The sequence below is a fragment of the Bradyrhizobium lablabi genome (assembly GCF_018131005.1).
GTDB classification, from domain to species: domain Bacteria; phylum Pseudomonadota; class Alphaproteobacteria; order Rhizobiales; family Xanthobacteraceae; genus Bradyrhizobium; species Bradyrhizobium lablabi_D.
The window spans coordinates 151220-163152 of the sequence record NZ_JAFCJK010000005.1 but is presented as its reverse complement, the minus strand read 5'-3'; the positions used below and the strand labels follow the sequence as shown (position 1 = coordinate 163152).

Here is an 11933-nt window from a genome sequence, read left to right as displayed (position 1 = left end):
CAGGGGCGGACGACAGGGTTGACGCAACCCGATCATGGACGCCCGGACGTTCGACTGTACTGCGGCGCAATAATCACTGCGTGCCCCGCTTGCAAGGCAATTCCGCTTCGAAGGTCGAGCGATGCAACGCCTCGCGCCGCATGGCTCGGCAGGCCACGCGGTGCGCAGGACGGCGAGAACGGATGGCTATTTCGCGACGAAGCCGGCTTCGTTCATGAGCGTGGCATTAAGCTTGTCGTCATCCTCGAGGAACTGCGCCATGTCCTTGCCGGTGAGAAAGATCGGCTTCAACGCCTGCTTTTCCATGTAGTCCTTGTATTCGGGCGTCTGCGTCACCTTCTGGAACAGGTCGACATAGAAAGCCTGCTGCTCCGGCGTCACCTTGCCGGGCAGGAACATCGCGCGCAGCATCAGATACTGCACGTCGAGCCCTTCCTCCTTGCAGGTCGGAATATCGTTCCAGGACTGGGTGTCCGTGACCTTGGTCTTGTAGGAAATGCGTTCCTTGTCGAAGACGCATAGCGCGCGAACCTGGCCGGCGCGCCAGACTTCCAGGTTTTCGCTGGGGTTGTTGACATTGGACTCAGTGTGCCCGCCGACCAATTGCGTCGCCGCCTCACCGCCAGACTTGTAGGGCAGATAGGAGAATTTTGCGCCGGTTTTCTGCTCCATGAAAACGGTCAGCACATGGTCCTCACGCTTGGAGCCGGTGCCGCCCATCTTGAATGGCGCGCCCGAGGCTTTTGCTGCCGCGATGAATTCCTTCACCGTCTTGGGACCGGACGCATTGTCCCACAGCACGAACTGATCGAGCGCGATCACCGATACCGGCGTGAGGTCGCGCCAGTTGAAGGGAATCTTGGCCGACAGCGGCAGCATGTAGATCAGCGAATAGGCGATCAGCACCTTGTTGGGATCGCCCTCGCTTGACTTCATATACATCAGCGCTTCCGCGCCCGACGCGCCGCCCTTCAGCGAGACCACCATCGGCTGCTTCATGAGATTGTTCTTCTGGATCGCCGCCTGCATCATGCGCGCCATCTGGTCGGAGGCTCCGCCCGCACCCGCTGCGACCACGATCTCGACCGGCTTGCTTGGCTCCCAGCCCGCGAAGGCCGGCGGGCTGAGCAGTACGGCCGCAACGGCAGCCGTGGCTTTCAGAAGATGTCCCACGTGTTTGTTCCCTACCTATCTCTCGGCAAAAACCTGCAAGAATGGCAGGTCACCGTCATTGTGCGAATAATGCCGGTGAGTTCAAGCCGTGAACGGCCGCCTGACGTATGACTTTGGAATGAGGGAGCGCCGTCGCTGCGAGACGCGATAGCAACGAAGCAACGACGGAAGACATACATCCTCGTTCTCGCGACGTGATTTGTCCGAGTTTTGCGTCTCGTTCCGCCCTCAGAAAGTTGAGGGCGCAGGGAAAGCCGGGTGCCGATCGCACCCATGGGTCCCGTGCAACAAAAAGCACGGGGGTAGGACCACAGGTGTAACCGGAAACAACCCGGCTTTCCCTGCGCGATGGTTTACGACTTACTTCGTGCTCTCCTCGGCGAGACCGGGCTTGGTTGTCACCGTCGCTGCGAAAGAACGAGTCCCACGCAACTTAACGCCAGCCACTGGGGCGTCAGGACCACACGACTTCGCCGTCCGCTTCGCGCGTGCTCGTCAGTCACGCGATCGGCGTCCACCGCATCCCAACCCAACACTCGTGACGATCGCGAAGCGCCCCTCAATCGGGTGAGACGGGCGGGATTGTACGACTGATTTGCACTTCTGAAAAACAGAAATATTTCTCGTGCATGGACTTGCCCTGTCGGGCAAATCAGTGCCTCGTGGCAGATGCCATTCCCGCGACATCTCAAGGCGCGCCAACCGGTCCGCGCGAGACGCGGCGGGATGACAGGCTCCGCGCGAGCTATGATGAGCAATTGCGCATCCAGGAATCCATTTCAGGCGGCTGGCCAGACGCAGCGCTTCCGGTCCGGCCTCGGCGCCGCACCCGACTTCCGTTCTTGGGCCCATCGCATCATTTCGCGTGCGCGCAACAATCAGGCGGCTTTCAGGTCAAAACGGACATCGGGGTGGAAGGCTGGACCGACTGCGTAGGTCGCGAATGGACCCATAGCCGTCATTGGGCAGCGGGCGTCCGTCCGGAACGGGATGCACCGTTGCGTAGCCAACGGATGCTGCTCCGGAGTTCAGTGGGCATTTGGCGGACCCGCAGCACACTTCTGATTTAACTTGAGAGTTTTGAAATCAGGACCGATCGAAATCCGATTCGAACCTTCTGGGCGAAAGATCAGATTTGAAGTTGCGGGGTTCGTTTGTCCCGGCTGGATGCATCGCGCACGAGCAGAATAAATTGGGCCGTTCGGCCCGGGTGTTTTGCTTAAGTCAATGAAGTCACACGATGCCTGCGAACTCTTGTAGGACCTGGCTGACAGAACAACGGCCAGCTTATCTGCATCGTTGCAGGCATCCGCGTTCGGTGCCCACACCCCCCAGAGGGACTGCGGAAGCGACGCAATCCGCTTCACGTAGGCCATTGCCGGCTCTGACAATATCGAGACCGCCACCGGCAAAAGAACAGCGGCGATAATGCAGGCGGAGCGCTTCAAAGACATGCAAGTCACCTGATCCAGGAATAACAGCTTGCGTCGCCGCGCAATACTTGACTACGTGTCCGCTGCACGGCCACTTTGATTTAGATCAACCACCGCGGAGCTATGGCCTCGCGCTCATGAGCCACGTCCCCGCTGCAGGAAAAAGATGGCGGCGGACGCCTCTTGAGGAGCGCTATTTGCCCTTCCAGTTTGGCGTGCGCTTGCCGAGGAAGGCGTCCATCCCCTCGCGGAAATCCTCGCTCATGTAGGCACGCAGGATCAGGTCTTCGCCCTCGTCGCGCGACAGCGTGCGGCGGATGCGGCGCACGGCTTCCTTGGTCACCTCAAGCGTGATCGGGGCATGGCTCGCGACAAGCCTCGCGGTTTCGTCGGCGCGGCGCTGCAGCGTTGCCACGTCGGGCACGACCTCATTGAGCAGCCCGAGCGCCAACGCTTCCGGTGCCTCGACCAGCCGCGCCTTGAAGATCAGGTCCTTGGTCCGCGCCGGGCCGACCAGCGAGACCAGACGGGAGATGTTGGACATCGAGAGGCAGTTGCCGAGCGTGCGCGCAATCGGAAATCCGATCCGCGTCGTCTCAGTGCCGATGCGGATGTCGCAGCAGGCGGCAATCCCGGCGCCGCCCCCGGTGCACGCGCCGGCGATCGCCGCGATTACGGGCACTCGGCAACTCTCCAGCGTGCCGAGCACGCGGTCAATGCGCGCCTCATAGTCGAGCGCATCCTGCGCAGTCTTGAAGGCACGGAACTGCGAAATGTCGGTGCCCGAGGCGAATGCCTTGTCGCCGGCGCCGGTCAGGATCAGCGCCTTGATGGAACGATCCTGGTTGATGGCCTCGCAGATCGCTGCCATCTGCTCGTACATTGCAAAGGTCAGCGCGTTGCGCGCCTGCGGGCGATTGAACGTGATGCGGGCGATCCCATCCTCGACGGAGTAGATCAGGTCTTCAGTCGCGGCAGCGGGCGCGTTCATGTCTCGCTCTTTCTCTTTTGCCGAAAATTCAGGTCAGGCGACGGCGGCCTTCGGCAGTTCGACAACGTCGCGTCGCTTCAAGATCTCCATCGCCGCCAGCACGCCACCACCGCGATGCGGTACCTTCGCAAGGTCCAGGCCCATTTCGACACCGGACAGGGTGCCCATCAGCATCAGGTCGTTGAAATGGCCGATGTGTCCGATTCGGAACACCTTGCCCTTGACCTTGTTCAGGCCGGTGCCAAGCGACATGTCGAAATTTTCCAGCACGACCTTGCGGAAGTTGTCGGCGTCGTGCCCTTCGGGCATGCGCACCGCGGTCAGCGCCGGCGAGTGCGCCCCTTGCTCCTGGCACTGTGTCTCCAGACCCCAGACCTTGATGGCCGCGCGTGTCGCCTCGCTATGGCGCTTGTGGCGGGCGAAGACATTCTCGAGGCCCTCTTCCTCCAGCATGCTCACCGCCTCTTTCAAGCCGAACAGCAGGTTGGTCGCGGGCGTGTAGGGCCAGGTGCCGGCCTTGTTGATGTTGATGACCTCCTGCCAGTCCCAATAGGAGCGCATTCCCGGGTTGGCCTTCGCAACAGCAAGTGCTTTTTCCGAGACCGCGTTGAAGCCGAGACCCGGCGGAAGCATCAGCCCCTTCTGCGAGCCGGCGATGGAGACGTCGATGCCCCAGGCGTCATGCTCATATTCCAGCGAGCCCAGGCCGGAGATGGTGTCGACCATCAGGAGCGCCGGGTGCTTGACCGAGTCCATGATCTTGCGCACGTCGAGCGGATAGGTGACGCAAGCCGTCGAGGTCTCGTTGTGGACCATGCAGACCGCTTTGATCTTGTGGGCCTTGTCGGCGGAAAGCCGCGCCTCGATCTGTTCGAGATCGCCGCCGTGGCGCCAGTCTCCCGGTATGAAGTCGATGTCGAGCTTGAACTTTTCGGCGATGCCGTGCCACAGCACCGCGAACTGGCCGGTCTCGCACATCAGGACCTTGTCGCCCGGCTGCAACGTGTTGACGATCGCGGCTTCCCAAGCGCCGGTCCCGGACGAGGGATAGATGATCACGGGCTGTTTGGTCCGGAACACCCGCTGCATTGCGGAAAGAACGGCAAAACCGATCTCGGCGAACTCGGCGCCGCGATGGTCCATGGTCGGCATGTCCATTGCCCGCAGCACGCGGTCCGGCACGTTTGTCGGTCCCGGAATCTGCAAAAAATGCCTTCCAGTATGCAGGGTCATGAGCGTTCTTCCCGGTCTTGCCTAGGGTCTTGAAACCGGTCGCATATCACTATTCGGCTGGTTTGTCCCCCGCCAGGCGCGGGCCCGTCATGCATATCCAACGACACCCGTAGGGGGTCCCGATCTCCTCCTATTCGGCCGCCACCGCCCTCCGCAAGGGGACCAGCCCCTGGGCGTCATCGAACGGCCGCTCGGGATGCATCAGGGAAGGCTGAGAAACCGCCGAGCAGCAAGAGCCCCATCGACATCAGAAACGGCAGATACCAATTTCCGGTGACGTCGATGACGACACCGGCAACGAGCGGCGAAACGATCGCCGCGAACGCGGATCCCGTGTTCATGATCCCAGCTGCGGTGCCTGAATATTTCGCCGCAATGTCCATCGGGATCGACCACATCGGGCCGATCACGAGCTCCGCAAAGAAGAAGCCGGCCGACAGGCAGAGCGCGACGACCGTGATGTCGTGAACAAACAGAATCGGAAACAGCGACAGCAGAGCACCTGCAAACCCCAGGATCGTGACGCTGAGCCGCGCGAGGCGAACGTTGCCGGTCCGCTGCAGGATGCGATCCGAAATGATGCCGCCCAGGCTGTCGCCGACCACGCCGGCAAAGAAGACGCCGGATGCGAACAACGCCGAACTCTTGATGTCGAGATTATAGTTGTTCTTGAAGAATAGCGGCAGCCAATTGAGATACAGCCACAGGCTCCAGCCGTAGCAAAAATAGGTTAGCGTCACCGGCCACATGCGTTGCAGCAACCGGCCCCACGGCACTTTCGGCTGTTCGCCCTGCGGACGCGCCGGCAGGGTTGCGAGTTCGGCCTCGGTGATTGAGGCATGGTCTCTCGGTTCGTTACGGAAGTAGCAGACCCAGGCAATGCACCACACCAGGCTAAGCAGGCCAAGCACGATGAATGCGCCGCGCCATGTCAGCCAGACTATCAGGAGCGCAACAACCGGCGGGGTGATGGCGTTGCCGAGCCGCGCGAACGAATGGGTAAGCCCTTGTGCGAAGCCGCGACGGCTCGCGGGCGTCCAGTACTGCATTGCACGTGTGGCGGTCGGAAAGGTCGCCCCCTCGCCGAACCCCAGAGCGAAACGCGCGACGAACAACGCCGCGAGACTATGGACGGAGCCGGTCATGATGGTCGCAGCGGCCCAGATCATGCCGCACCAGAACAAGGTCTTGCGGGGGCCGAAATGATCGCCGACCCAGCCGCCGATCACCTGGAACAGTAGGTAGGGATAGGCGAAGGCCGAGAACACCAATCCCAGTTGAGTGTTGGTGAGACCAAGCTCCTTCTGGATTTCGCTTGCCGCAGTTCCGATGTTCACCCGGTCGATATAGGTGATGAAATACATCACGCAGAGCATCGCCAGGACGACGTGCGTGGCCTTGAACCGCAACCTCACTCTCGTACTCCCGAGTCGTCATTTTCTTGTTCTTGGCACACGATGCCGCAGTGCCCGCTAGGTACCGGTCACCGTCGCATGCTGCGATGAATTGTTTTGCGTCCGCTGCTCGAAGACCGTCATCGCGGCTTCGACGCCGCCGGAGCGATGGGGGACACCCGCGACCGACAATCCCATCTCCACGCCAGTCAGCGCGCCGAGCAGCGTAAGCTCGTTGCATTCTCCGAGATGGCCGATGCGGAACACCTTGCCGGCGACCTTCGACAGGCCCGCGCCGAGCGACATGTTGTAATTGTCCAGCACGACCTTGCGGAACTGGTCGGCATCATGGCCGGGAGGCATCAGCACGGCAGTCAGCACCGGTGAGAACTCCGAGGGCTCCCGGCACAACACCTCGAGGCCCCACTGATTCACTGCGGCACGGGTGGCCGCGGCCAGCCGCTGATGGCGGGCGAACACGTTGTCGAGCCCCTCCTCGATCAGCATCGCGATCGCCTCGCGCAGTCCATAGAGCAGGTTCGTCGCGGGCGTATACGGAAAGAAGCCCTTGGCGTTCGGCTTCAGCATCTCCTCCCAATCGAAGTAGGAACGCGGCATCCTGTTGGTCCTGGACGCGGCGCGGGCCTTTTCCGAGATCGCGTTGAAGCCGAGGCCGGGTGGCAGCATGAAACCCTTCTGAGAGCAGCTCACGCTGACATCGACCTTCCATTCGTCATGCCGGTAATCGACGGAGCCGAGCGATGAAATTGTATCGACCATCAACAGGGCCGGATGGCCGGTCCGGTCGATTGCGGAGCGGATATCCGCGATGCGGCTGGTCGCACCGGTCGAGGTCTCGTTATGCACGACCATGATGGCCTTGATGGACCGCGCGGCGTCTTCCGCCAGCTTGGCTTCGACCTGGGCCGGATCGGCGCCACGGCGCCAATCGCCGGGAATGAAGTCGACCTCGATTCCGAAGCGGCCCGCCATCTGGCGCCACAGCGTCGCGAAGTGACCGGTCTCGACCATCAGAACCTTGTCGCCCGGCGACAGCGTGTTGACGATTGCGGCTTCCCAGGCTCCGGTTCCTGACGAAGGAAAAATCACTACCGGACCTGCCGTCTGAAAGATTTTCTTACTGCCCTCGAGCACAGCCCCTCCGAGCTCTGCGAACTCGGCGCTGCGATGATCGATGACCGGCATGTCCATGGCGCGAAGAACGCGATCGGGAACCGGGCTCGGCCCTGGGATCTGCAGAAAATGGCGTCCTTGATGCATCAAAACCTCCCAATCTTTCGACTCTAGCTCAGCGGGCTGCAAATTTTGCATTCATTTTTTGCCTTTTCAATCACATTTTGGTATTCGTCTGATATCGTCGACGCAGTCAAATTGGTAAATTATTGTCCTGGATATGAAATCCACGATTCCTGAAGCTGGTGCCCCGATCGCTCTGCCCGCCTGCGGCAATGGCAGCGACCGCCCGGAGGTCTCGCTCCATGGCGAGATTCTGGCTCGGCTTCGCGACTATATGGTCGAGGGCAACATTCCCGACGGCGCGCGCGTTCCCGAGCGCCAGCTCTGCGAAATGCTCGGTATCTCCAGGACGCCGCTGCGCGAAGCGCTCAAGGTGCTGGCTGCGGAGGGCTTGATCGACCTGCTGCCAAACCGGGGCGCCCGGGTGCGCAAGCTCGGCAAGGGCGACATCGAGGAACTATTCGACGTGATGGCGGGACTTGAGAGCCTCGCCGGACGACTGGCCTGCGAGATCATCACCGACGACGAGATCGGGGCGATCGAGCGACTGCATTACGAAATGTACGGCTACTATTTGCATCGCGATATGCACGGCTATTTTCAGGTCAACCAGCGCATCCACGAGAGCATTGTCGCGGCAGCGCGCAACGAGACCTTGACGACAACCTACGCCAACTTCGCCGGCCGGATCCGCCGCGTTCGCTACTCCGCCAACTTCGCCCGCAAGCGGCAGCGCTGGGCCGACGCCATGCGCGAGCACGAAGCCATCCTCGATGCTCTGCGGCGCCGCGCCGGCGGCGAATTGAGCGACATCCTGTTCCAGCATTTGCGAAACAAGCGGACCGCGGCTATCGAGCACCTGGCCGAAGGAGATGAAGCCGCTCCAGCCGACACGCCTCGCGCCGGCTAGCCTTGCCCATTATGAATTCATAATGTAACTAGCGCACCGGAAGAATGCATCACTATTCTGAGGAGCTGCGGCAGCGCTCTTGGATCGCGTCGGATTTGGGATGAAGAACGCCTCATCGCTCGAGCAGCGCCTGCGGTCATGCCTGACCGGCGATGTCTTTTTCGACGCCTTCAACCGCGGCCGCTATGCCACAGACGCTTCGTTTTACCAGATCATGCCGGCCGGCGTTGTCGTTCCCAGAACCACGGGCGAAGCGCTGCAGGCGCTCGCGATCGTCCGAGAAGACGGCCGCATCGTAACCCCCCGCGGCGGTGGCACCTCACAATGCGGCCAGACCGTCAATGACGGCATCGTCGTCGACCTCTCCAAGCACCTGAACCGGATTGTCTCGCTCGACGTCGCGAACCAATCCTGCGTGGTCGAACCCGGCATCGTGCTCGACGATCTCAACCGCCAACTCAGGAAGCACGGGCTGTGGTTTCCCGTCGACGTCTCGACCGCCTCTCGCGCCACTATCGGCGGCATGGCCGGCAACAATTCCTGCGGCGGGCGCTCGCTCCGCTACGGCACTATGCGCGACAACACGCTGTCGATGGATGCGGCGCTAGCGGACGGGACGTTGCTGCATTTCGGCGAGGTCCCGCGTGATCTCACTCGGGTCGACGCACCCGAAAGCGGTGTGAAGCTGTTCCGTGACATGCTCGATCTCGGCGAACGCGAGGCGGCCGAGATAGCAGACAAATTTCCAAAAGTGCAGCGCCGGGTCGGCGGCTACAATCTCGACGCGCTGGTGCCGCGCAATGCGCCGAACAACATGGCGCATCTTCTGGTCGGCTCCGAAGGCACGCTCGCCTTCACGACACAGGTCGAGTTGAAGCTATGGCCGCTGATCCGCAACAAGGTGCTCGGCGTCTGCCATTTCGGCAGCTTCTACGAGGCAATGGACGCCGCCCAGCATCTCGTCAAGCTGCGGCCGATCGCTGTGGAGCTGGTCGACCGCACCATGATCGCGCTCGGACGCGAAATCGCGATGTTTCAGCCGATCATTTCTGCGGCCGTGCGCGGCGATCCGGATGCGATCCTTGTCGTCGAGTTCGCGGAAGAGCACCAGGCGGACAATCTCGCGCGTCTCAAGCAACTCGGTGAGCTGATGGCTGACCTCGGTTTCGGCTGGGACAAGCCGCAACGCAAATGGGGCGGCGTGATCGAGATCATCGAGCCAGCCCTGCAGACCAGCCTCGCCGATTTCCGCGCCGCCGGCCTCAATGTCATGATGTCGATGAAGCAGGAGGGCAAGCCCGTCTCCTTCGTCGAGGATTGCGCGGTGCCGCTGCCGCATCTCGCCGACTACACAGAACGGTTGAATGCCATCTTCGCCAGGCATGGCACGCGCGGCACGATGTATGCGCATGCGTCCGAAGGCTGCCTGCACGTGCGTCCCGTGCTCAATCTCAAGCTCGAAAAGGACGTCAAGGCAATGCGCGCCATTGCCGAAGAAGCGTTCGCGATGGTGCGCGAATATAAGGGCTCGCATTCCGGAGAGCACGGTGACGGCCTGGTGCGCTCCGAATTTCACGAGGCGATGTTCGGCGCACGCATCGTCGCCGATTTCCGCGAGGTCAAGCAGCGCTTCGACCCCGGCAACACGCTCAATCCGGGCAAGATCGTCGATCCGCCCAAAATGGATGACCGCTCGCTGTTTCGCTTTTCCCCAGGCTATCGCGTTGCGGAGCTGAAGACCGTGCTCGACTGGTCGGCCTATCCCGGCGCGGGGGGCGGATTCCAGGGCGCGGTCGAGATGTGCAACAACAACGGAGCCTGCCGCAAGCTCGAGGGCGGCGTGATGTGCCCGTCCTATCGTGCGACCCGCAACGAGACCGACGTGACTCGCGGCCGCGCCAACACGCTGAGGCTCGCGATCTCCGGCCAGCTCGGACCGGATGCGTTGTCCTCCGACGAGATGATGCACACGCTCAAGCTCTGCGTCTCATGCAAGGCCTGCCGGCATGAATGTCCGACTGGCGTCGACATGGCCAAGATGAAAATCGAGGTGCTGGCCGCCCGCGCCGCCAAGCATGGCTTGTCGCTGCGCGACCGGTTGGTGGGGTACCTGCCCCACTATGCGGATCTCGCGTCGCGAGTCGCACCGCTTGCGAATTGGCGCAACAACAGCCGGCTGCTTCGAGCGCTGTTTGAGCGCTTCGCAGGCATCAGCGCAAAGCGCACCCTGCCCGCGTTTCGCCGCGACACGTTCAGGCCCGGCGCTGAGGTGTTCGGTCCGGCCGGCGGCCGCGAGGTGGTACTGTTCGCCGACACATTCAACCGCAGCTATGAGCGCGAGAACCTCGACGCTGCTCTGGAAGTGCTGGTTGCAGGTGGATATCGCGTTCACCTGCCAAAGCCTACGGACCATGCCCGGCCGCTCTGCTGCGGACGGACGTTCCTGTCCGCGGGTCTGGTCGACCAGGCCCGCGAGGAGTTGGACCGGCTGGTTGCGACCTACTCGCCGTTTGCGGCGCGTGGCGTGCCGATTGTCGGACTCGAACCGAGCTGTCTCCTGACATTGCGCGACGAACTGCTTTCGCTGCGATCGGACGACGTGGCGAAGAACGTCAGCGCGCACGCGCTGTTGTTCGAGGAATTCCTGGTGCGTGAAGCGGAAGCCGGACGCCTTAGCCTGCCGCTTGGGGCGATCGCCGGAAAAGCAATCGTCCACGGTCATTGCCACCAGAAATCATTTGGCGCTTTCAAGCCGGTCGAGAAGGTGCTCCGCCTCGTGCCCGACCTCAGCATTGAAATCGTCGAATCGAGCTGCTGCGGCATGGCCGGCGCGTTCGGCTATGGTGCCGAGACCCACCAGACTTCGATCGAGATGGCCGAACTGTCGCTGCTCCCGGCCGTCCGGGGCGCCGATCCGGCTACGCTGATCGTGGCCGATGGGACCTCCTGCCGGCACCAGATCAAGGATGGTAGCGGACGCGCCGCCCTTCACGTCGCCCGCGTATTGGCGATGAGCTTGAATTGTGCGAAATCGCCCTCCCACAAGTTAATGCCTGCAAAGGAACGAACCCATGGCTGAGCTTACCCTCGACGTCGCCCGCAAGATTCTGGATACCGCGTTGGCCAAGGGAGTCGAGAAGAAACTCAAGCCGCTCGTCATCACCATCCTCGACGCTCGCGGCGCCGTGAAGGTCACCGCCGCGCAGGACGGCACAAGCCTGATGCGGGCCGAGATTGCCCATGGCAAGGCTTATGGCGCGCTCGCGATGGGAATGGGATCGCGAGCGCTGTTTCAGCGTGCACAGGAGCAGGCCTATTTTATCGACGCCGTGAATACGCTGGCGCAGGGCCGGATGGTGCCGGTCCCGGGCGGCGTACTGATCCTTGATGGCGGCGCGCTGCTTGGCGCCGTCGGCGTCAGCGGCGATACGTCCGACAATGACGAGGCCTGCGCCGTAGCCGGCATCGAAGCCGCCGGGCTGAAGGCCAACGCAGGCTGACCGCGACACGGGCGCGGACCCGCCTTACCCCGCTCGCGTCCA

The 11933-nt window shown here is 62.2% G+C and carries 8 protein-coding genes and 1 pseudogene; 3 read left to right on the top strand and 6 right to left on the bottom strand.

Features of this window, described 5'->3' with window-relative positions:
* Positions 1-186 precede the first annotated feature (186 nt).
* The 6 genes and pseudogenes from JQ553_RS16740 to JQ553_RS16715 all read right to left on the bottom strand — a co-directional run bounded on the left by JQ553_RS16740 (position 187) and on the right by JQ553_RS16715 (position 7505).
* Positions 187-1173 carry a tripartite tricarboxylate transporter substrate binding protein gene (locus tag JQ553_RS16740; protein WP_212501080.1) on the bottom strand — a complete coding sequence of 329 codons (987 nt, stop codon included), beginning with the start codon at positions 1171-1173 and terminating at the stop codon, positions 187-189.
* A 1028-nt stretch (positions 1174-2201) separates the two neighbouring features.
* Positions 2202-2627: a hypothetical protein gene (locus tag JQ553_RS16735; protein ID WP_212501079.1), complete on the bottom strand. Its 426-nt coding sequence runs from the start codon at positions 2625-2627 to the stop codon at positions 2202-2204.
* Between the two features lie 172 nt (positions 2628-2799).
* Positions 2800-3597, bottom strand: coding sequence for an enoyl-CoA hydratase/isomerase family protein (locus tag JQ553_RS16730; protein WP_212501078.1), 798 nt, complete (start codon positions 3595-3597; stop codon positions 2800-2802).
* A gap of 33 nt (positions 3598-3630) precedes the next feature.
* Positions 3631-4830, bottom strand: coding sequence for an alanine--glyoxylate aminotransferase family protein (locus JQ553_RS16725; protein ID WP_212501077.1), 1200 nt, complete (start codon positions 4828-4830; stop codon positions 3631-3633).
* A 130-nt stretch (positions 4831-4960) separates the two neighbouring features.
* Positions 4961-6245: pseudogene (locus JQ553_RS16720) on the bottom strand (MFS transporter).
* Positions 6246-6302: 57 nt separating this feature from the next.
* Entirely contained in the window at positions 6303-7505 is a 1203-nt protein-coding gene (locus tag JQ553_RS16715) for an alanine--glyoxylate aminotransferase family protein (RefSeq protein ID WP_212501076.1), read from the bottom strand.
* A 133-nt stretch (positions 7506-7638) separates the two neighbouring features.
* On the opposite strand from JQ553_RS16715, the gene JQ553_RS16710 reads away from it, so the two are divergent.
* From JQ553_RS16710 to JQ553_RS16700, 3 genes are all read left to right on the top strand, one after another.
* On the top strand, positions 7639-8391 hold the full coding sequence (locus JQ553_RS16710; protein WP_212501075.1) for a GntR family transcriptional regulator: 753 nt from the start codon (positions 7639-7641) through the stop codon (positions 8389-8391).
* Positions 8392-8491: 100 nt separating this feature from the next.
* The gene (locus JQ553_RS16705) at positions 8492-11470 is read left to right on the top strand and encodes an FAD-binding and (Fe-S)-binding domain-containing protein (protein ID WP_212501074.1); all 2979 of its coding nucleotides are present in this window, start codon (positions 8492-8494) and stop codon (positions 11468-11470) included.
* Entirely contained in the window at positions 11463-11891 is a 429-nt protein-coding gene (locus tag JQ553_RS16700; protein ID WP_212501073.1) for a heme-binding protein, read from the top strand. The genes JQ553_RS16705 and JQ553_RS16700 overlap by 8 nt, the downstream gene beginning before the upstream one ends.
* Positions 11892-11933 lie beyond the last annotated feature (42 nt).